19 protein-coding genes are annotated in these 20,588 nt (G+C 63.8%); 12 read left to right on the top strand and 7 right to left on the bottom strand.

The genetic code is table 11. From position 1 onward, the window contains the following. Window positions 1-4: 4 nt before the first annotated feature. A complete protein-coding gene (locus AC0IYH_RS06050; RefSeq protein ID WP_122773259.1) occupies window positions 5-439 on the top strand; it encodes a RidA family protein in 435 nt (144 codons plus the stop codon). 28 nt (window positions 440-467) lie between these two features. After that, window positions 468-1,796 carry an LLM class flavin-dependent oxidoreductase gene (locus AC0IYH_RS06045; protein WP_116626488.1) on the top strand — a complete coding sequence of 443 codons (1,329 nt, stop codon included), beginning with the start codon at window positions 468-470 and terminating at the stop codon, window positions 1,794-1,796. 198 nt (window positions 1,797-1,994) lie between these two features. Here the strand turns inward: AC0IYH_RS06045 and AC0IYH_RS06040 are convergent, their stop codons facing one another. From AC0IYH_RS06040 to AC0IYH_RS06020, 5 genes are all read right to left on the bottom strand, one after another. After that, on the bottom strand, window positions 1,995-3,458 hold the full coding sequence (locus AC0IYH_RS06040; protein ID WP_471833305.1) for an aldehyde dehydrogenase family protein: 1,464 nt from the start codon (window positions 3,456-3,458) through the stop codon (window positions 1,995-1,997). Between the two features lie 146 nt (window positions 3,459-3,604). Next, window positions 3,605-4,450, bottom strand: coding sequence for a GNAT family N-acetyltransferase (locus AC0IYH_RS06035; protein WP_471833303.1), 846 nt, complete (start codon window positions 4,448-4,450; stop codon window positions 3,605-3,607). Continuing rightward, complete coding sequence (locus AC0IYH_RS06030) at window positions 4,447-5,619, bottom strand: NAD(P)/FAD-dependent oxidoreductase (RefSeq protein WP_471833302.1); 1,173 nt, start codon at window positions 5,617-5,619, stop codon at window positions 4,447-4,449. The genes AC0IYH_RS06035 and AC0IYH_RS06030 overlap by 4 nt, the downstream gene beginning before the upstream one ends. Further along, the gene (locus AC0IYH_RS06025) at window positions 5,616-6,020 is read right to left on the bottom strand and encodes a RidA family protein (RefSeq protein WP_471833300.1); all 405 of its coding nucleotides are present in this window, start codon (window positions 6,018-6,020) and stop codon (window positions 5,616-5,618) included. Before AC0IYH_RS06025 ends, AC0IYH_RS06030 begins: the two co-directional genes overlap by 4 nt. After that, window positions 6,010-7,146 (bottom strand): DSD1 family PLP-dependent enzyme, encoded by a 1,137-nt coding sequence (locus tag AC0IYH_RS06020; RefSeq protein WP_471833299.1) that lies wholly within the window; start codon window positions 7,144-7,146, stop codon window positions 6,010-6,012. The genes AC0IYH_RS06025 and AC0IYH_RS06020 overlap by 11 nt, the downstream gene beginning before the upstream one ends. A 95-nt stretch (window positions 7,147-7,241) precedes the next feature. On the opposite strand from AC0IYH_RS06020, the gene AC0IYH_RS06015 reads away from it, so the two are divergent. Further along, on the top strand, window positions 7,242-8,126 hold the full coding sequence (locus AC0IYH_RS06015) for a LysR family transcriptional regulator (protein ID WP_471833297.1): 885 nt from the start codon (window positions 7,242-7,244) through the stop codon (window positions 8,124-8,126). Window positions 8,127-8,134: 8 nt separating this feature from the next. Here AC0IYH_RS06015 and AC0IYH_RS06010 read toward each other — a convergent pair whose 3' ends face one another. After that, window positions 8,135-8,848, bottom strand: a complete 714-nt coding sequence (locus AC0IYH_RS06010) for a cupin domain-containing protein (RefSeq protein WP_471833295.1) — start codon at window positions 8,846-8,848, stop codon at window positions 8,135-8,137. Between the two features lie 22 nt (window positions 8,849-8,870). Next, window positions 8,871-9,722 carry a GNAT family N-acetyltransferase gene (locus AC0IYH_RS06005; protein ID WP_471833293.1) on the bottom strand — a complete coding sequence of 284 codons (852 nt, stop codon included), beginning with the start codon at window positions 9,720-9,722 and terminating at the stop codon, window positions 8,871-8,873. A 654-nt stretch (window positions 9,723-10,376) separates the two neighbouring features. Between AC0IYH_RS06005 and AC0IYH_RS06000 the strand changes: the two genes are divergently transcribed. From AC0IYH_RS06000 to AC0IYH_RS05960, 9 genes are all read left to right on the top strand, one after another. Next, window positions 10,377-11,045, top strand: coding sequence for a haloacid dehalogenase type II (locus AC0IYH_RS06000; RefSeq protein WP_471833292.1), 669 nt, complete (start codon window positions 10,377-10,379; stop codon window positions 11,043-11,045). Window positions 11,046-11,064: 19 nt separating this feature from the next. Next, window positions 11,065-12,339 (top strand): NAD(P)/FAD-dependent oxidoreductase, encoded by a 1,275-nt coding sequence (locus AC0IYH_RS05995; protein ID WP_471833291.1) that lies wholly within the window; start codon window positions 11,065-11,067, stop codon window positions 12,337-12,339. A 95-nt stretch (window positions 12,340-12,434) separates the two neighbouring features. Continuing rightward, window positions 12,435-14,072 (top strand): ABC transporter substrate-binding protein, encoded by a 1,638-nt coding sequence (locus tag AC0IYH_RS05990; protein WP_471833289.1) that lies wholly within the window; start codon window positions 12,435-12,437, stop codon window positions 14,070-14,072. A gap of 13 nt (window positions 14,073-14,085) precedes the next feature. Beyond that, on the top strand, window positions 14,086-15,042 hold the full coding sequence (locus AC0IYH_RS05985; protein ID WP_122773247.1) for an ABC transporter permease: 957 nt from the start codon (window positions 14,086-14,088) through the stop codon (window positions 15,040-15,042). Further along, a complete protein-coding gene (locus AC0IYH_RS05980; RefSeq protein WP_122773246.1) occupies window positions 15,039-15,914 on the top strand; it encodes an ABC transporter permease in 876 nt (291 codons plus the stop codon). The genes AC0IYH_RS05985 and AC0IYH_RS05980 overlap by 4 nt, the downstream gene beginning before the upstream one ends. Window position 15,915: 1 nt before the next feature. After that, window positions 15,916-17,757, top strand: a complete 1,842-nt coding sequence (locus AC0IYH_RS05975) for an ABC transporter ATP-binding protein (protein ID WP_122773245.1) — start codon at window positions 15,916-15,918, stop codon at window positions 17,755-17,757. After that, on the top strand, window positions 17,754-18,062 hold the full coding sequence (locus AC0IYH_RS05970; protein WP_122773244.1) for a (2Fe-2S)-binding protein: 309 nt from the start codon (window positions 17,754-17,756) through the stop codon (window positions 18,060-18,062). The genes AC0IYH_RS05975 and AC0IYH_RS05970 overlap by 4 nt, the downstream gene beginning before the upstream one ends. After that, on the top strand, window positions 18,044-19,420 hold the full coding sequence (locus AC0IYH_RS05965) for an FAD-dependent oxidoreductase (RefSeq protein WP_122773243.1): 1,377 nt from the start codon (window positions 18,044-18,046) through the stop codon (window positions 19,418-19,420). The genes AC0IYH_RS05970 and AC0IYH_RS05965 overlap by 19 nt, the downstream gene beginning before the upstream one ends. Continuing rightward, a complete protein-coding gene (locus AC0IYH_RS05960) occupies window positions 19,417-20,571 on the top strand; it encodes an NAD(P)/FAD-dependent oxidoreductase (protein WP_122773242.1) in 1,155 nt (384 codons plus the stop codon). The genes AC0IYH_RS05965 and AC0IYH_RS05960 overlap by 4 nt, the downstream gene beginning before the upstream one ends. The last annotated feature ends 17 nt before the right edge of the window (window positions 20,572-20,588 follow it).

Genomic DNA, 20,588 nt, shown 5'->3' with positions numbered 1-20,588 from the left:
GATCATGAGCGACAGCATTCAACGCACCAGCGTCGGCGATTTTCCGATTTCGCAAACCGTGACAGTGCCGGCGTCGGCCAGTCTGATTTTCGTCAGCGGGACCTTGCCGGACCTGGCAGACCCGAGCGTGCCAGGGGTTTTCGGTGATACCGAAGTGCAGACGGTTTCGGTGTTCAACAAACTCCGCCAGATCCTGCGCCAGCAAGACCTCGACCTCGGCGATATCGTGCAGTTGCGCGTGTTTCTGGTCGGCGCCGAAGAGACGGAGGGCAAGCTGGATTTCGCCGGGTTGCAGCGCGGTTATACGCAGTTTTTTGGCACGCCCGAGCAGCCGAACAAACCGGCGCGCACCGCACTGCAAGTGGTCGCCCTGCCTTTGCCAGGTGCCTTGGTAGAAGTCGAAGCCATCGCCGCCCGAACCGCCCCTCCCACAGTTTGATCTTCATGTTCATTAAGGAGAGATCCTCATGTCCACAGCTCCCCGCCAACTCAAATTCGGCGCCATCCTCACCGGCGTCGGCACTGCGCAAAACGAATGGCTGCACCCGCAAATCCCGGGCGACGCCAGCGTGGATATCGACTGGTACCGCGCCCAGGCCCAGCAGGCCGAGGCGGCCAAGTTCGACCTGGTGTTCATCGTCGACAGCCCCTACATAACTCCGGACTCAGCGCCGCACTTTCTCAATCGCCTGGAGCCTCTGACCCTGCTGTCGGCCCTCGCCGGGGCTACCTCGAAAATCGGCCTGGTGGCGACGCTGACCACCTCCTATACCGAGCCCTTCAACGTCGCACGCCAGTTCGCCTCCCTCGACCATATCAGCGGCGGTCGCGCCGGCTGGAACGTGGTGACCACCGGCCTGGAAGGCGCGGCGGGCAACTTCGGCCTTGAGCAACACATCGACCATACCGAGCGCTACCGCCGCGCCGCCGAGCACCTCGACGTGGTGCAAGGGCTGTGGGATTCCTACGAGGACGACGCCTTTGTGCGCGACAAGGCGAGCAAGGTGTTCCTCGACCCGCAACGCCAGCATCGTCTCGACCACCACGGCGAGTTTTTCTCGGTGACCGGGCCCTTGAACATCGCGCGTTCGGCCCAGGGCCAGCCGGTGATTTTCCAGGCCGGCATTTCCGAATCCGGGCGCAGCCTGGCGGCCAATTACGCCGAGGGAATTTTTGCCGGCGTGGGCAATTTCGAGGACGCCCAGGCCTACTACAGCGACATCAAGCAACGCACCGCCGCCGCCGGGCGCAACCCCGACCACGTGACCATCCTGCCGGGCATTTCGCCGATCATTGCTGACACCGACGAACAGGCCCAGGCCCTCGACCGCGAGCGCAATGGCGAGCTGGACCTGGACAAAGCCCTGGTGCAACTCGGGCGCCCGTTCAACTACCACGACTTCAGCCAGTATCCGCTGGACGAACCCTTCCCGGAGCTGGGCGACCTGGGCAGCAATGGCTATCGCGGGCATGCCGAAAACATCAAGCAGGTGGCGCGTGACCAGGGCCTGACCCTGCGCCAGGCGGCGTTGCGGTTTGCCAAGCCGTTCTCCAGTTTTGTCGGCTCGCCCAAGACCGTGGCGGACGAGATTGAACGCTGGTTTGTCGAGGGAGCGGTGGATGGGTTCAATATCCATGTGGGCGCGCCGGAGGACTTTGCGCGGTTTACTGATCAGGTGTTGCCGTTGTTGAGGGAGCGGGGGTTGTTTCGTAGTGAGTACAGCCATAGCACCTTGCGCGGGCATCTCGGTTTACCGGTGCCAGTAAACCGCCACACCGCTGCACGCGCCGCCTGAGCGCGGTTGAAAAAAATGTGGGAGGGGACTTGCCCCCGATAGCGGTGGGTCAGTTATGCATGTGCTGACTGACAGTCCGGTATCGGGAGCAAGTCGAATCGTCGCACAGGCGCTCCCACATTTGGATTGCGTGGATGTTTAGGGATGCATTTATCTGATTATTTCGCTCGCCACATAGGTGTTTGTCAGCCCCTTGAATCACTCACCAAACCCGACAATCGCCTTGGTTTCCAGGTACTCCTCAAAGCCCATCACCCCGTACTCGCGGCCATTGCCGGAGCGTTTATAGCCGCCAAAGGGCGCCATCGGGTTCCAGGCGGGGTAGTTCAGGTGCACCTGCCCGGCGCGGATGCGCGATGCCACGGCACGGGCCAGTGTCAGGTCCTGGGCCTGAACATGGGCGCCCAGCCCGTAGACCGTGTCGTTGGCAATGGCAACGGCTTCATCGATTGAGTCATACGCAATGAGGCACAGCACCGGGCCGAATATTTCCTCCTGGGCAATGCGCATGTTGCTGTTCACGTCGGAGAAAACCGTGGGGCGGGTATAAAAACCCTGGTCGAAACCCGCCACCCGTCCCGGCCCACCGCACACCAGTCTGGCGCCTTCGTCGAGGCCTGCCTGGATCATGCTTTGCACGCGGTGGAACTGCGCTTCGTTGGCAATCGGGCCCAGTTGCGTCGCTTCCGATTGTGGGTCACCGACGACCAGGGCATTGGCGGTTTCTGCTGCCAGCGCTTCGACTTCGGCCAGGCGGTTTCTCGGCACGATCATGCGGGTCGGCGCGCTGCACGATTGGCCGACGTTGCGAAACGCCGACATCACTCCCAGCGGCACCGCTTTGGCGAAGTCGGCGTCGGGCAGCAGCACGTTCGGCGACTTGCCGCCCAGTTCCTGAGTGACTCGTTTCACCGTAGGCGCTGCCGCCTGTGCCACCAGGGCGCCGGCGCGGTTGGAGCCGGTGATGGAGATCATATCGATATCCGCATGCGCCGCCATGGCTGCGCCGACCTCGGCACCGCTGCCGTTCACCAGGTTGAATACGCCGGGTGGCAGGCCGGCGTCATGCACCAGTTGTGCAAACAGCAGGGCGCTGAGCGGCGACAGTTCGCTGGGCTTCAACACCACGGTGCAGCCGGCGGCGATGGCCGGGGCGACCTTCGCGGTGATTTGATACAGCGGCCAGTTCCACGGCGTGATCAGCCCGCACACACCGATGGGCTCGCGTTCAATCGCGGTGCCGCCTTCCACCGTCTGGAAGCGATAGCTGGACAGCAGGTCACATGCGACCCGCACATGTTCGGCCGCCAGCGGCACCTGCATCGCTCGCGCAAAACTGATGGCAGCGCCCATTTCCAGTGAGATCGCCTGCGCCAGCTGCTCTTTGCGCTCAAGGATCAGCTCGTAGAGGTTGCCCAGCAGCCGTGCGCGCGATTCGGGCGATGTCGCAGACCAACCCGCAAACGCTGCACGTGCTGCCGCGACGGCGCGATCAACGTCCGCCGCAGAGCCGCGTGCCACCTCGGCGACCACCTGTTCAGTGGCCGGGTTGACCACCGGCAAGCTCCCCGCAACCGTCGGCGAAACCCAGCCTCCGTCGAGGTAAAACTGCCGAGCCGTATGCGGGTCGATGCTGTAGCTGTTCGAGGCGTGTGTGGTCATCCAACGGGCTCCCTGGAGCGGTAATCGGCGCCGCGAAGAGCACGGCCCTGTGTCTTGATAAGCTAGCAAAAGCCTCGCGCGCGAAGATGCCGTTATTCAACGCTGCAAGGGATAATCTGCTGAATCCGGCACCCAGGCTTCGCGACCTAACCGATGGCTTGTGTTACCAGCGTAAACTGGGTGATGCCGCCACTTGATTGCGGGGGTACGCCCAGTACCATGCGTGGGGCTTTATCCACGCAGGGCAGCCCCAGGCTCTCCAGCCAGTCAGCCAACCCGCACGCGGTTGGAATGTCGAAACGTACGAAGGCCCCCGGGATCAACCGCAGCAGGTGGGTGATCAGCTGTCGGGCCTGTTCCTGGTGTTGCGCAACCACCGGGCCAATGATGTGGCCACGACCAAAGCGGCGGAGCAGGGCGCACCCAGTGAGTTGCCCGTCTACCTCGATGCCCACCACATGCTCTGCCGTCGGCAGCAGGTCGTTGAGCACCACCGTGCGGTCCAGGCCACTGCCCGCGTTGGCCAGCGCAATCACCTGCGGGTATTCGGCCAGGCTCAGCACCCGACACTGCGAATGCTCGACCAAAGGCAGCGGCGCTGGCGTCTGCGGTACGCCTTGATGCTGCTGGATGCGGGCAAAGTCGACGAAGCCCATGCTGGCATACAACGGCGCGCCCGACTCGGTGGCATTGAGGATCGCCGTGCGCGGGGCCACCGCGTCCAGGCACAGGTTCATCAGTTGGCGGCCGATCCCTTTGCCCTGGTGTTCATCGCTCACAATCACCAGACCGATCGAGGAATAGGCACCCTGATGGCAGGCGAACGCCACGCCCACCAGCGCACCGTCCTGTTCGGCGACGAAACCCTGGGACGTGCGCTGCACCATCGCCCAATCCTCCTCGCGGTGCGGCCACTTCAAGTGCACGGAAAGCGCATGGGCGGCGGGCATGTCGGCAGCGATGGCGGTGCGATAAGCGTAGGCGTGGCTCATATCAGTTTTCCTGTCGTGAGAGTGTTTGCGGGCACCATTGACGGTTGGGTGAAACGCCGGATATCGAACGGGCTGATCAAGGTGCTGGTGCTGCCGGTGCTGATCAATTCGGCCATCACATCGCCCACGCCAGGACCGAGCTGGAAGCCATGGCCGCAGAAGCCGAAGGCATAAAACAGCCCGTCCACGGCAACGCTTGGGCCCATCACCGGCAGGGAGTCGGGGGTGTAGCTTTCGATGCCGCTCCACACGCGGATGATGTTGAGCTTCTCGGCACCGGGCAGCAGCCGTTTCATCTGGCGCATCTGGTTGAGCAGGCTTTCGGGCTTGAAAAACGCGCGTCGGTTGAGCATGTCCGGCGTGCAGCGGTTGCCGCCACCGATGATGATGTTGCCGCGTGGAATCTGGCGGAAGTAGATCACCTCTTCCTTGATTTTGGTGAACACGCCGATCACGGTGGGCAAGGCGTAGGGCACCGGTTCGGTGACTGACATCTGCGGGCCGTTGGGTTCCAGCGGCACCGGCTCGCCAAAGCGTTCGGACAACCTGGCCGCCCACGCACCGGCTGTAATCAGCAGTTGCTCGGCGGCGAACAGCTGCCCGTCGGTGGTGGTGACGTGAAACAGGCCATTGACCTTTTGCACGTCGGCCACTTCGGTGCGCTCCTCAATGCGTGCGCCCAGGCGCCTGGCCGCGCGGGCAAACGCCGGTGCCGCCAGGCGTGGGTTGGCGTGGCCGTCGTGGGGCGCGTAGGAGCCGCCCTTGACGTCGGGCCCGAGAAAGCCGAAACGCCGGTGCAGTTCGGCGCCGCGATAGATTTTCAAGTCCAGTTGCGCCGCTTCCGGCGCGGCGGCGTAGGCCTCCAGCTCGGCGATTTCATCCTCGCGGTAACACACGCGCATATGCCCGCTGGGAATGAATTCGAGGTCGTCGTCGATCAGCTCCGGCAGGCGCTTCCACAGCGCCCACGAACGGTTGGCCAACTCCAGCTGGCCCAGGTAGCGGCCCTGGCGGCGGACGTTGCCGAAATTCACGCCGCTGGCGTACTGACCGATCTGGTCGCGCTCCAGCAGCGTCACCGAATGGCCTCGCCGGGCCAGGAAAAACGCCGACGACGCACCCATGATGCCGCCGCCAATAATCAGCACAGCGCTTTTTTGCGCGGTCATGCCGGTTGCTCCTGTGCGCCGCGCGCCACGGCTGCGATTTCGATCAGGTAACCATGGTGCAAGACCGGCACCGATACCACGGCGCGGGCCGGTCGGTGGTCGCCCAGGCAGGTTGCATACAGCCGGTCAAACGCCGGCCAATGGTCTATGCCCACCACGTAGACCGTCACGCTGAGCAGGTCATGGGGGCTCAGGCCTGCTTGCTTGAGGATCGCCACCAGGTTGTCGAGGGCAATCGCCGCCTGCACCTCAAACGGTTGATCGGCGCTGTGTTCGCCATTGGCGCGTACCGGCAGTTGCCCGGACACATACACCACGCCAGCGTGGGCGATCGCCTGGGAGTAATGCCCGCCAGGCGCTGCCGCCTGGGCGGTATGAATAACCTCGAGCTTACCAGCCATGCAGGCGACTCCATGTGTGCACCGCGCCGTCGGCGTCGAGGGCGTGATAGTCCGGGAACTGCGCGCCAGTGGCGCAGGCATGGTTGGGCAGGATGCGCAGGCGGCTGCCGATGGGGAAGCGCGTGGCAAGGTCGTCACGGTTGGCGCTGCCCAAGGTGATGATGCCGTGCTCCTGATTGGCGCCCGTGACCTGCGCACCGTCGATCCAGTCGCCGGCTTCTGTGCACACTTGGCCATAACCAAAGTCCTGCTGCTGACGCTGGGTGCCACGGTCGCGGCTCATGGCCATCCAGCCGGCATCCGTGATGATCCAGCCCTTATCCTGCTGATGGCCGATCACGCTGGTCAGCACGCTCAGCGCCAGCTCGTGCGCCTGGCACACGCCGATGTTGTGCATGACCAGGTCGAAGAACACATAGACCCCTGCGCGTACTTCGGTGACGCCCTCCAGGTTGAGTGCCGAGAGCGCCGTGGGGGTTGAGCCGATGCTGACCTCGGGGCACGCCAGGCCGGTGGCACGGATGCGTTCTGCTGCGCGTACGCACAGCGCGCGCTCCTGTTCGGCCAGCACTTGCAAGGCTTGGGGGGTGTCCAGTTCATAACTGGAGCCGGCGTGGGTCATCACCCCGCGCAGGCGCATCCCGCCCTCGCTGAGCACGCGCGCGACGTCGATCAGCGCCGCGTCTTCGGGGGCCAGGCCCGAGCGATGGCCATCGCAGTCGATTTCAATCCATACGTCGAAGCGTTCATCGTGTTGCTGTGCAAACGCGACGATGGCTTGGGCACCTTGCACGCTGTCGATGAGCAGGCTGAGGTTGCAGCCCTTGCGGCGCAAGGCCAGGGCCTGGGGCAGTTTGCCCGGGGCGATGGCGACGGCGTAGAACACGTCGCTGATGCCGTGGGTGAAGCAATGCTCGGCTTCCTTGAGGGTGGACACCGTCACGCCGCTGGCCCCGGCGGCGATCTGCGCGTTCACCACGGGCAAGCACTTGCTGGTCTTGATGTGCGGGCGCAAACGCACACCGAGGCTGTTCATGCGCTGCTGCATGCGCAGGATATTGTGCTGCATGCGCGGGATATCGATGAGCGCAACGGGCGTGTCGAGGGAGGCAGTCGGGGTGGGCATGACGGGACTCGAGTGGCTGGGTACAGGCGCCACTCTACTCAGCCGTCATTAAGGTGTGGTTCAATCAATGCTCATCAATCATTAAGTAAAATTGAATGATCTCCATCGAAGACCTGCGCCTGGCCGTCACCCTTGCACGCTCGGAGTCCCTGAGCGCGGCCGCCCGGGCGCTGAACGTGTCGCCGCCGGCGCTTTCCATGCGTTTGCGTAAGCTGGAGGCGCTGCTGGGGCTGACCCTGGCCAATCGCGATGCCCGGCGCCTGAGCCTGACCGCCGATGGTGAGCGGTTCTCGCGGGAAAGCGCAGTGCTGCTGGAGCAACTGGAGGCGCTGCCGGAATCTTTCAGGCAAAAGGACGAGCGGCTGGTGGGCACCTTGCGGCTGGCGGCGCCGTTTGGCTACGGACGCCAGCGCCTGGCGCCGCTGCTGGCGCGGTTTATCCGCCTGCATCCACAGCTTTGCCTGCACTTGGATCTGCGCGAAACGCCGTGGCCGGATCGGCATGACAGCGACGCGGTGATTCACATCGGGCATCTCAATGACAGCCTGTGGATCGCGCGGCAACTCACGCCAAACGAGCGCTGGTTATGTGCCAGCCCGGCCTATCTGCACGCGCACGGCATACCCGCGTCGCCGGATGAACTGACGGCGCATCGCTGCATTTGCATCCGTGAAAACGATGAGGATGTGACGCTCTGGCACCTGCGCAAGGGGCAGGGCCGCAAGACGCTGCGCATCGAGCCGGCGCTGTTGAGCAACGACGGCAGCGTCGCCCGGCGCTGGGCCGAGCAGGGGCTGGGGTTGGTATTGCGTTCACAGTGGGATGTGAGTGACGCCATCGCCAGCGGCAACCTGGTACGGGTGTTGGCCGACTGGAGCTTCGACAGCGCCCCTGTCAACCTGCTGGTGCCGTCGCGCAAGCTGCGTAGCCCGCGCGTACAGGCGTTGGTGGCGTTTCTGGAGGAGGCGCTGAAAGCCTGATCGGCGCGTTATTTCACCGCGTAGACCTTGCGCACATACACCGTGCTGGTCCAGGCGCAAGGGGCGCCTTTGGGTACAAAAACGCTGTCGCCAGGGTTGACCGTGATGGCGTGCCCGGCGTCGTCTTGTAAGGTGACGCTGCCCTCCAGCAGGTGCATCAATTCATGCAGTTTGTGCGGGCGGCCGTGGCGAGCGTAGGGGGTCGAGTCCCAGATGCCGATACGCAACTCGGTGCTCGGGTCATCGAACAGGTTGAGTGCACGGCACTGCGGCGGTGGGCCGATCAGGATCGCCGGCTCCGGCGCTGCCGAGGGGTTCAGCAGGGTGTAGGGGGCGAGGAAGGTCAGGCCCGGGCGGGCGGGGGCGTCGGGCAGGTCGAGGGCGCAGAACGCCCACTCGCTGTCGGCACTGGCCTGCACGGTGAGGCGTGTGCCACGGCCGATCACGGCGCTGGCACCGACACCGAGTTCGAGTGTTTGGCCTGCGCTGCTGAGCATCACGTGGCCGCCGTGTACCACCAGGGTTTCACTGTGGGGGAAGTCTTCGATCACGGCGTTGCCGGTGAAGCGCACCACACCTGCCGATACGCCGTCGTCGCCCAGCCAGGCAAGGTGGCGGTTGGCGCCGAACGGGTCCAGTGGGCTGAGGGCGGCATTGTTGAAGGACGTGGCCACGCGGCTGCCGTCGGCACGCGCCAACAGCAGTGTTTTGGGAGATGACATGGGAAGCGCTCCGGGAGGAAAGTCAGCTGATCGCCTGGGTGATCAACGCAAACGGGTGGACACCTTGGCTGGCTTGGGGAGGGGTGCCCAAGGCCATCTGCGCGACGGTGTCGATGTTCTTCAGGCCGGCCTGTTCGAGCCAGTCGCTGAGGCCGCAGGCGACGGGGATGTCGATGCGTACAAAGGCATCCGGCACCTGGGCGAGCAAGTTGGTGATCAGGTGCTTGGCCTGCTCGCTGTTTTGCGCCACCACCGGGCCGATGCAGCGCCCGCGCCCGAACGGCCGCAGCAGGGCGAAGCCGCGTAACTTGCCATCTCGCTCGATGCCGACGGCATGTTCCACCTGCAAGTCGCGCAGTACATCGCGGCGGTCCAGGCCGCTGGCGGCTTTGGCGAGGGCGAGCAGGGTGGTGTGATCATCGGCCGTGAGCGCACGGCAGGTTTCACCGCTGGCAAGCTCCGGCAGGGCAGGCACCTGCACCTGGCCCTGATGTTGTTGTACCCGGCCGAACTCGACAAACCCCTGGCTGGTATACAGCGGTGCACCGGCGAGGGTGGCATTCAGCAGTGGCGTGCGTGTACCGCAGGCAGCGAGGGCCTTTTCCATCAAGCGGCGGCCGATGCCCTGGCCCTGGTAATCATTGCTGACGATCACCAGGCCGATGGTGGCGTAGTCGCCCTGGGGGCAGGTGAAGGCGCTGCCGATCAGCCGCTCGCCGTCCATTACCACAAAGCCGTCGCTGACCCGTTGCAACATGGCCCAGTCGTCCAGGCGGTGAGGCCATTTGAGTTGCACGGACAAGGCGTGGGCAGCCGGGAGGTCGGCCACGGTCATGGGCCGGTAGATATAAGCAGGGTGTGGCAGGGCGGACATGGCGAGCCTCCATAGAGCAGGTTTTTTTGCGCGGTGAGGCTGCCTGTATCCCACCTGCTTAAAGGGCTGGCAAGGGGGCCGGGGATATTCGGTAGATTCCTCGGGCGGTGGGTTGTGGGGCCACAGGTCGTACTTAATTGTTGTGGGGCGGCGGCAGTAAATGCCGACTGGTATTTCAAGTTTGAACTCAATTGAAAATGTGGGAGGGGCGGTGCGACGATTCGACTTGCCCCCGATTGCAGAGTATCAGTCAGCCTATATATGGCTAACACTCCCTTATCGGGGGCAAGCCACCTCGCACATTTTTAACCGAGTGTGGCCGCAGAAATTGGTTGGCTATAACGCTGCTGCCTTGGCTTTTGATCTTAAGCACACCCAGCCACACTTTCTGCCGCCTCCACCCCCGTCCTTAAGCGTCTTCACCCCCAAAAGCCCCTTAAAAGCGCACAAACACTAGCCCTGCCCAAGCCTGGCACACACCGCAAACTCTGCTGCGCCCAGCCACCAAAACGGTGGTTTGTATTGAGCACAGGTCGTTTTAGACGGCATATGCTGATTTCACAGTGGTGTAATGAACCTGTGCTGCAACGAGGCCGACGCGCCGCCAGGGCAGTGAACGCTTGTCACACTCAACGAACTTCAGGACCGCACCCAATGAGCTTTCTTCGTCCCAAATTCATTACGTTCGACTGCTACGGTACGCTGACCAACTTTCATATGGGCACCATGACCCGCGAGCTCTTCGCCGATCGCATCAAGCCCGAAGAGATGGACCAGTTCGTCAAGGACTTCTCCGCCTACCGCCTCGACCAGGTCATGGGCGACTGGATGCCTTACGACGAAATCCTCAAGACCGCCCTGGCCCGTACCTGCAAGCGCTGGGGCATCGCCTACCGCGAGGAAGGCCAGCTGTATTACGACGCCGTGCCAACCTGGGGCCCTCACGCCGACGTGCCGGCCGGCCTGTCGAAGATTGCCGACAAGATTCCCCTGGTGATCTTCTCGAATGCCAGCGACAGTCAGATCATGTCCAACGTCGACAAGCTCGGCGCGCCGTTCCACAAGGTCTTCACCGCCGAACAGGCGCAGGCCTACAAGCCGCGCCTGGCCGCTTTCGAGTTCATGCTCGACAACCTCGGCTGCGGCCCGGAAGACATCTTGCATGTTTCTTCCAGCTTCCGTTATGACCTGATGCCGGCCCATGACATGAAGATCAAGCACAAGGCGTTTGTTGCCCGGGGCCATGAAGTGCCAGGCAACGCGTTCTACGGCTACCAGCAGATCACCGATATCGGCGGGTTGCCGGCACTGGTCGGTCTGTAACGCACACAAGGGGCAAGACATGGGCAGCGAATCCTATTGGCTCGACACCGCACCGGCGTTTACCGGCGCCCAGCTGGGCGGCTTGCCCCGGCAGGTTGACGTGGCTGTGGTCGGTGGCGGCTTCACCGGCCTGGCGGCGGCGCGCGCATTGGCGCTCAAGGGCGCCAGCGTGGTGGTGCTGGACGCCGGGCGCGTGATCGGCGAAGCCTCGGGGCGCAACGGTGGGCAGTGCAACACCGGGGTGGCCCAGGACTATGCCGGGCTGCACGCCAGCCTCGGTGCAGCCAAGGCGCGGGCTTATTACCAGGCCTATGAAAGCGCGGTGCAGACGGTGGTTTCGCTGGTGGAGCAAGAAGGGATCGCCTGCGACCTGGTGCGCAACGGCAAGCTCAAGTTGGCGGCCAAGCCGCTGCACTATGAAGGCCTGGCCCGCACCTGTGAGCTGATCCGCAAGGAAGTGGATGCCGATGTCGAACTGCTCAGCGCCGTGCAGACCCGTGCTGAAGTCAATTCGGCGCAGTTCCATGGCGGCTTGCTGCAACGCAACGGCGTGCAGATGCACGTCGGCCGCTTCGGTGTGGGACTGGCCGAAGCGGCGGCGCGGCAGGGCGCGATGATCTACGAGCACACCGAGGTCAAGGACTGGCAGGCCCAGGCCGGCGGTTACCAGGTCAACACCGCCAAGGGTTCGCTGCACGCCGGGCAAGTGTTGCTGGCCACCGGCGCCTGCCAGCATGGCGACCTGGGCTGGTACCGCCGGCGCATCGTGCCGGTGGGCAGTTTTGTGATCGCCACCGAAGTCTTGCCGCAAACCCTGATCGACCAGTTGCTGCCCAAGCACCGCGCCTATGTGACCAGCCGCATGATCGGCAACTATTTTCGCCTGACCCCGGACAACCGCCTGCTGTTTGGCGGGCGTGCGCGGTTCGCGATGTCCGACAGCGTCTCCGACGCCAAGAGCGGCAAGGTGCTGCAAGCCGCGATGCTCAACATGTTCCCGCAGTTGGCGCACGTGAAGATCGACTACTGCTGGGGTGGCCTGGTGGACATGACGTCCGACCGCCTGCCCCGCGCCGGCCAGCATGGCGGCGTATTCCACTCCATGGGCTACAGCGGCCATGGCGTGCAGATGTCGGTGCACATGGGCCAGGTGATGGCCGAGGTCATGGCCGGCAATGCAGCGGCCAACCCGTGGCGTGAACTGGAATGGCCGGCGATCCCCGGGCATTTCGGCAAACCCTGGTTCCTGCCGTTCGTGGGCGCCTATTACCGCTTCCAGGATTATTTGCACTGAGTTGCCGTTGTTGCGTCACCGTCGTTTGCGTTTCCAGGACGCTCCGGACATCCGTGAGCACTCGATTCTTCCGATTATCGACAGGTAGCCTTGCTATGACTGACAACAAGAACACCCCGGACCTTATCTCCGGCCAAGACAGCCTGCGGATTTTCGAAGGCCTCAACCGTGGCATGTCGCGCCGCAACGCCTTGCAGATGCTCGGTGTGGCCGGTGTTGCGGCGGCCGGGGCAGGCAGCCTGTTCGGCGCCGCCGGCAAGCTGTTCGCCGATGAGGCTGCGGTGGCAGGCAAAGGCAAGCCGGGCGGCAAGATCCGCGTGGCCGGCATGTCCAGCTCCACCGCCGACACCCTCGACCCGGCCAAGGGCGCGCTGTCCACCGACTACGTGCGCCACTTCATGTTCTACAACGGCCTGACCCGCTTCGATAAGCACCTGGTGCCGCAACTGGAACTGGCCGAGCGCATCGACAACACCGACGCTACCCTGTGGACCATCACCCTGCGCAAGGACGTAGCCTTCCACAACGGCAAGAGCCTCACCGCCGCCGACGTGGTGTTCTCCCTGAGCCGCCACAAAGATCCGCTGACCGGCTCCAAGGTCATGCCGCTGATGGAGCAGTTCAGCGAGATCAAGGCCAGCGGGCCCAACGAAGTGCAGATCCGCCTCAGCGCGCCCAACGCCGAGCTGCCGTCGATCCTGGCGGTATCGCACCTGTTGATCGTCCCCGAGGGCACCAGCGACTTCAGTAAAGGCATCGGCACCGGCCCGTTTACCGTCGGCGAGTTCAAGCCCGGCGTGCGTTCGATCGCGGTGCGCAACAAGAGCTACTGGAAACCCGGCCTGCCGTACCTCGACGAAATCGAATTCATCGCCATCGCCGACGAGCCATCGCGGGTCAACGCGTTGCTGTCGGGCGACGTGCACATGATCAACGAGGTCAACCCGCGTTCCACCACCCGCATTGCCGCGAGTGCCAAACATCGGGTCGTGGATGCGCCTTCCGGCAACTACACTGACTTGATCATTCGCCAGGACCAGTTGCCCGGCAAAAGCCCGGAATTCACCCAGGCCATGAAGTTGCTGCTGGACCGTGAGCAGGTCAAGTCCGCGGTGTTCCGTGGCTTTGCCGTGGTCGGCAACGACCACCCGATTGCGCCGGGTTCGCGCTACTTCAATACCGACTTACCACAGACGGTCTACGACCCGGAAAAGGCCAAGTTCCTGCTGAAAAAAGCCGGCATGGAAAGCATCACCATGCCCGTCATGGCCTCGCCGGCCGCGACCGGTTCGGTGGACATCGCCGTGCTGTTGCAGCAATCGGCCAAACAGGCCGGCCTCAAGCTCGACGTGAACCGCCTGCCGAGCGATGGCTACTGGTCCAACCACTGGATGAAGCACCCGTTGAGCTTCGGCAACATCAACCCACGGCCGAATGCCGACGTGATGTTCTCGCAGTTCTTCCAGTCCAAGGCGCCGTGGAACGAGTCCGGCTGGCAGAACGACCAGTTTGATCAGTTGCTGATGCTCGCACGTGGCGAAACCGATGACGCCAAGCGCGCCAAAATGTATGCCGACATGCAGACCCTGGTGCATGACCACTGCGGTATCGGCGTACCGGTGTTCATCAGCAACATCGATGGCGTCGACCAGCGCATCAAGGGCTACGACAGCAACCCGCTGGGCGGCTTCATGGGCTACATGTTTGCCGAGCAGGTGTGGCTGGACGCTTGAGGAGGACCGCGCGATGAATAGCAAGACACTGTGGTTGATCGGCCGGCGCTTCGGCGCCGGGGTCGTGACCTTGTTGATCGTGTCCATGGTCGTGTTTGCGATCACGGCGGTACTGCCGGGGGACGCGGCGCAACAATCCCTTGGCCAGTTCGCCACCCCGGAACAGGTGGCGGCGCTGCGCCTGAAACTGGGGTTGGACCAGCCCGGTGTGTTGCGTTATCTGCACTGGTTGATGAGCTTGCTCAGTGGCGACATGGGCGTTTCGGTGTCCAACGCCATGCCGGTGGGTGAATTGATGGCGGGCCGGGTGCCCAACACTCTGATGTTGGCGGGCGCCACGGCACTGGTCTCGGTGCCGGTGGCGCTGATACTGGGTATCGGCTCGGCGATGGGGCGGGGTGGGCGTATCGACAGCTGCCTGAGCTTCCTCACCCTGGCGATGGTCGCGGTGCCGGAGTTTTTGGTGGCGACCCTGGCGGTGCTGATTTTTGCGGTCAACCTCGGTTGGTTGTCGGCACTCTCTTACGCCAGCGACATCAGCTCACCGCTGCAATTCATGCGTACCTATGCCTTGCCGGTGATGACGCTGTGCTGCGTGATCGTCGCACAAATGGCGCGCATGACCCGCGCCGCGGTGATCGATCAGCTCGACAGCCCCTACGTGGAAATGGCGCGCCTTAAAGGTGTCAGCCCGATACGCATCGTGCTGCGCCATGCTTTGCCCAACGCCATCGGGCCGATCGCCAACGCAATCGCCCTGAGCCTGTCGTACCTGTTGGGCGGGGTGGTGATCGTCGAAACCATCTTCAACTATCCCGGGATTGCCAGTTTGATGGTGGATGCCGTGACCAACCGCGACATGGCGTTGGTGCAGGCCTGCACCATGTTGTTTTGCGCGGCCTACCTGGGTCTGGTGCTGCTCGCCGACCTGTGCGCGATCCTGTCCAACCCGAGGCTGAGAAACCAATGAACAACCTCATTGCGAAATCCAAGCCTGTCTCCTCAGCCCTGGCACTCGCCAAGGCGTCCAGTGGCCCGTCATGGCTGGGGCTGGTGGGTGGCGTGGTATGCGTCGCCTGGTTGCTGGTGGCGTTGTTAGGCCCGTGGCTGGCCCCCCACCCGGTGGGTGAGGTGGTGTCCGATAACATCTTCGAAGGCTTCAGCCTCGCGCATCCGTTCGGCACCGATTACCTGGGCCGCGACATGCTCAGCCGGGTGCTGGTCGGCGCACGGTTCACCGTCGGGCTGGCGCTGGTGGCGGCGTTACTGGCGAGTGCCTTCGGCACCGGTTGTGCGTTGTTGTCGGTGGTTTCGCCCAAGTGGTTGGACGAAATCATCAGCCGCATCATGGACGCCTTCATCTCGATCCCGAGCAAAATGCTCGCGCTGATCATGGTTTCGGCCTTTGGCTCATCGGTGACCCTGCTGATTTGCACCGCCGTGATCAGTTATATCCCGGGCTCGTTCCGCGTTGCACGCAGCATGGCGGTCAACATCGAAGCGCTGGAATACGTGCAGGTCGCCCGCACGCGCGGAGAGCGGCGGTTGTACGTGGCGTGTATGGAAATCCTGCCGAATATGCTCAACCCGGTATTGACCGACCTGGGCCTGCGTTTCGGCTACATCGTGCTGTTGCTCAGCGGCATGAGTTTTCTCGGCCTTGGCGTGCAACCGCCAGACGCCGACCTGGGTTCGCTGGTACGGGAAAACATCGGCGGCCTCAATCAGGGCGCGCTGGCGATCATCATTCCGGCGTTGGCCATTGGTACGCTGACCATCGGTGTGAATCTGCTGATCGACTATTTATCGTCCCGACGTAGTCGACGCACGGGAGGCCATTAACATGACCGAATTGATTCGTGTCGAAGACCTGCGCGTGGTCGCCTGTGGCGAGCGCGGCGAGGTAGAAATCGTCAAAGGGGTGAGCTTTTCCCTGGAAAAAGGCGAAGTGCTGGCATTGATCGGCGAGTCCGGCTCGGGCAAGACTACCATTGCCCTGGCATTGCTGGGTTACGCCCGGCGCGGCTGTCGTTTGTCCGGTGGGGTGGTGCAGATTGGCGAGCACGACATGCTCGCCTTGAGCGAAAACCAACTGCAAGGCTTGCGCGGCAACCGGGTGTCCTACATCGCGCAAAGCGCGGCGGCAGCGTTCAACCCGGCCAAAAGACTCATCGACCAAGTGGTGGAGGGCGCGTTGATCCATGGCCTGGGCACCCGGGCTGAACTGCAGGCCAAAGCCATTGGCCTGTTCCGTGACTTGGCGTTGCCGGGCCCGGAACGTATCGGCCAACGCTACCCGCACCAGGTGTCCGGGGGCCAACTGCAACGGGTGATGGCGGCCATGGCGCTGATCAGCGACCCGTTATTGGTGGTACTCGACGAACCCACCACGGCGCTGGACGTGACCACCCAGATCGATGTGCTGCGCGCCTTCAAGCGCGTGGTGCGCGAGCGCGGTGCCACGGCGGTGTACGTGTCCCACGACTTGGCGGTAGTGGCGCAGATGGCCGACCAGATCGTGGTGCTCAATGGCGGGCAGATCCTTGAACAGAGTGCCACCGCGCCGCTGCTCAAGGCCCCGGCCCATGAATACACACGCAGCCTGTTGGCCGCCGCGCGGCCCGACACCACGATTCGCCCGCCCTGCGGCATCGCCGAGGACGCGCCGCTGTTGACCATCAGCGGCCTCACCGCCGGCTACGGCAACAAGAACGTGCAAGGCATGCCGTCGATCCGCGTACTCGAAGACATCGACCTCACGGTGCGCCGTGGCCAGGCGATTGGCGTGATCGGCGAGTCCGGCTCGGGCAAGTCCACCCTGGCGCGGGTGGTGGCAGGGTTGCTGACTCCGGCCCTGGGCGGCTTGACCTTTGATGGGCAACCGTTGGGCGGCAGCCTGTCCGAACGCACCCCCGAGCAGTTTCGGCGCATCCAGATGGTGTTTCAGAACGCCGACACTGCGCTTAACCCGATGCACAGCGTGGCGACCATCCTCAGCCGTCCGCTGAAGATGTATTTCGGCCTAAGGGGCGCCGCTTTGCAGGTGCGTATCGGCGAACTGCTGGACCTGGTGCGCCTGCCGCGTGACCTGGCCGAACGGCGCCCGAACGAACTGTCCGGTGGGCAGAAGCAACGGGTTAACCTGGCCCGTGCGTTGGCGGCCAAGCCCGACCTGATCCTCTGCGATGAAGTCACCTCGGCCCTCGACACCGTGGTGGGTGCGGCGATCCTCGAACTGCTGCGCGACCTGCGTCAGCAACTGGGCGTGTCGTATCTGTTTATCAGCCACGATATCTCCACCGTGCGCGCGCTGTGCGATGACATTGTGGTGATGTACAGCGGCCACAAGGTGCAGGCCGGCAGTCGCCAGTCGTTTGCCGAGGCACCGTTTCATCCCTACACCGACCTGTTGATTCACTCGGTGCCCGAACTGCGCCAAGGCTGGCTGGAAAGCTGCGGCACCGTCTGCAGCGAACTGCCACCGGTTGGCGAGCGGGCCAACGTGCCGGAACTGTGCACCTTCCTCAACCGCTGCCCGGTGCGCGTCGACGGCCTGTGCAACCGCACCGCGCCGTCGCGCCGCAGCCTGGACAATGGCAGTGAAATCCTCTGCCACCACGACGGCGCCCAGTTGCTGAACATCCAGCAGGGCGCTACCACCCTCACCTTGGGAGCGTATGCATGAACGGGCGTTTTGTGAGGCTGGCCGAACAGGGTCGGCCGAGGGTCAGCTTGACCGTGGATGGCGCGGCCATCGAAGCCCTGCAGGGCGATACCCTGATGGTTGCGTTGCTGACCCAGGGCAACGCGTTGCGCCAATCCGAATTCGACAGCGGGCGCCGCGCCGGTTTCTGCCTGATGGGCGCGTGCCAGGACTGCTGGGTATGGACCCGCAGCGGCGAACGCCTGCGCGCCTGCTCCAATGAAGTCCGTGACGGGCTGGATATTGTCACCACACAACCGGAGGCGACATGGCCATTGCACGGGTAGTCATCGTGGGGGCCGGGCCGGCCGGCGTTCGTTGCGCCGAAACCTTGCTGGCGGCCGGCATCAAGCCGATCCTGATTGACGAAAACCGCCGCGACGGCGGGCAGATCTACCGTCGCCAGCCCCAGGGTTTTACCCGTGACTACACCACCCTGTATGGCAGCGAGGCCGCCAAGGCCCAGGACCTGCACCAGAGTTTCGACCGCCTGCGCAACGCCATCGACTATCGCCCCGACACCCTGGTGTGGAACCTCACGCCGGGGCAACTGTGTTGCGTCAGCCAAGGCCGCCACAGCATGGTGGATTACGACGCGCTGATCCTCTGCACCGGCGCCACCGACCGCCTGATGCCCATCGAGGGCTGGCAACTGGCAGGCACCTACAGCCTGGGCGGGGCGCAAATCGCCTTGAAAAACCAGGCAGTGTCCATCGGCCATCGCGTGGTGTTCATGGGCAGCGGGCCGTTGTTGTACCTGGTGGCCAGTCAATACATCAAGGCCGGGGCCGAGGTGGCGGCGGTGCTGGATACCTCGCCCCTGAGCCTGCGGATCAAGGCCTTGCCCAAGCTGTTGGCGCGCCCCGGCTTGCTGTTTACCGGGATCAAGCTGTTGGCGCAATTGTACCGGGCCAAGGTGGCGGTGCACTTGGGTATCAAGCCGCTGCAAGTGATGGGCGATGCCGCCAATGGCGTGGGGGGCGTACGTTTTACTACCGGTAATGGACGAACAGTGACCGTGCAGGCTGACGCCGTCGCGCTCGGCTACCACCTGCGGCCGGAAACCCAATTGGGTGACCTGGCCGGTTGCGCGATGGCGTTCGATCACGCCTCCAGCCAATGGTGGCTGGCCACGGATGATGCCGGGCGCACGTCGGTCAAGGGGGTGTATGCGGCGGGTGACGGCGCGAAAATTCGCGGCGCCGATGCCGCCGAGCACGCCGGGCGCCTGGCGGCGTTGGCGCTCCTTGAAGACCTGCAGCAACCGGTGGACGCCGGGCTGCGTGACGAACAACGGCAAGCCTTGGCGGTGATGGACCAATTTCGCCTCGGCCTGGCCCAGGCATTTCCCTGGCCCAGCGAACAGGCCAAGGCGCTGCCGGACAGTGCCATTGTGTGCCGCTGCGAGATGATCAGCGCCGGTGAATTGCGCCGCACAGTGAATGAGAAGGGCGCTTGCGAAGTTAACCGTGCCAAGGCCTTCAGCCGGGTCGGCATGGGGCGTTGCCAAGGGCGTTATTGCTCCCAGGCCGGGGCAGAAGTGATTGCTGCAGAGGCGGGCGTGCAGGTGCAGGAGGTTGGTCGCCAGCGCGGCCAGGCCCCAGTCAAACCGTTGTCGATGCTGACCGAGGAGGTTTCGTCATGAGCGTGCAAAAAGCAGATGTGGTGATTGTCGGCGGCGGCCTGATGGGGTCGGCCACTGCGTTTTTCCTGCGTCGGCGCGGCCAGTCGGTCATCCTGCTGGAGCGCGACCAGATCGGCCAGTACGCCAGCGGCGTGAACTTCGGTAACGTGCGTCGGCAGGGACGGTTCCTTGGGCAACTGGCGTTGGCCAATCGCTCCTGGGCGTTGTGGAAACGCCTGCCGGAACTGATCGATGACGATCTGGAATTCATCCCCAGCGGGCATATGCGGGTGTGTTATCGCGAAGATCAAATCGCCGAGCTGGAGGCTTATGCCGCCGCGCCGGAAGCTGAACAGTTGGACCTGAAAATCTATCGCGGCGCGGAGTTGCGTCAACGCTTCAGCTTCCTTGGCCCGGACGTCAAAGGCGGCTCCTACGCGCCCCATGACGGCCACGCCAACCCACGCCTGGCGGCACCGGCTTTTTCCCGCGCGGCCAGGCGGCTTGGCGCGCAGATCGAAGAGCGTACGGAAGTGGCCGAGGTGCAGAAGGTCGGCGCTGATTTTCACATCACCACCACCGATGGCCGTCAGTTCCAGGCGGCGCAGCTGCTGATCACTGCCGGCGCCTGGGGCCAGAAGCTCTCGGCGCAGTTCGGCGAGCCGGTGCCCCTGGACACCCACGGCCCACAAATGGCAGTGACCGAGCCGGTGCCCTATGCGTTGCCTACGGTGATCGGCGTGTACACCAGGATTCCCGAGGAAGTGATTTACTTCCGCCAGATCCCCCGGGGCAATATCGTGATCGGTGGTGGTTACCGCAGCAAGCCGGACATGCTCAACCGTCGCGCCTATGTGGAACCGCGCAGCATCATCAACCAAATCAACCAGATGCGCCGCCTGCTGCCCGGCGTGGGTAACCTGAATATCATCCGGGTGTGGAGTGGCATCGAAGGCTACCTGCCGGACTCGCTGCCGGTGATGGGGCGCAGCGGCACGGTCGATGGCCTGTTCTACGCCTTCGGTTTCTGCGGCCATGGCTTTCAGCTCGGCCCGGGTGTTGGCGATGTGATGGCTGAACTGCTCAGCACCGGCGCTACCAGCACGCCGATCGACGCGTTTTCGATTACCCGGTTCGCCGCTCCAGCGGAGCAACGCAGCCAGGCCTCATGACCAGGAAACCGCCTGAA

The organism is Pseudomonas sp. AC463 (assembly GCF_979253585.1).
Note: the sequence above shows the minus strand (reverse complement) of the source record. Positions and strands in the feature narration are given on the sequence as shown.